Origin of the sequence: Colwellia sp. C1TZA3, assembly GCF_007954265.1 — a bacterium.
Lineage (GTDB): Bacteria > Pseudomonadota > Gammaproteobacteria > Enterobacterales > Alteromonadaceae > Cognaticolwellia.
Map to the genome: position 1 here is coordinate 1 of NZ_VOLS01000159.1, position 594 is coordinate 594.

Consider the following 594-nt stretch of genomic DNA (forward strand, 5'->3'; position numbering starts at 1 on the left):
GAGTGAAAAACTCCCCCGCCGAAAGACCAAGGTTTCCTGTCCCATGTTAATCAGGGCAGGGTAAGTCGGCCCCTAAGGCGAGGCGGAAACGCGTAGTCGATGGGAAACAGATTAATATTTCTGTACTTCTATATATTGCGAAGGAGGGACGGAGTAGGCTAGGTGAGCACGGCGTTGGTAGTCCGTGTGAAAGATTGTAGGTGGTTGTCTTAGGTAAATCCGGGACTTCATTTAAACACTGAGAATCGAGACGAGTCTCCAAGGAGATGAAGTCATTGATGCCATGCTTCCAGGAAAAGCTTCTAAGCTTCAGATATATAGGAACCGTACCCCAAACCGACACAGGTGGTTAGGTAGAGAATACTAAGGCGCTTGAGAGAACTCGGGTGAAGGAACTAGGCAAAATAGTACCGTAACTTCGGGAGAAGGTACGCTCTCTCGTGTGAAACCCTTGCGGTGTAAGCATTGGAGAGTCGAAGTAACCAGGTGGCTGGAACTGTTTATTAAAAACACAGCACTGTGCAAAATCGAAAGATGACGTATACGGTGTGACGCCTGCCCGGTGCCGGAAGGTTAATTGATTGGGTTATCTTC

The 594-nt window shown here is 48.1% G+C and carries 1 rRNA gene; it reads left to right on the forward strand.

What is annotated here, in order from left to right:
• Window positions 1–594: ribosomal RNA gene (locus ESZ39_RS17650) — 23S ribosomal RNA — on the forward strand; the annotation flags it as partial.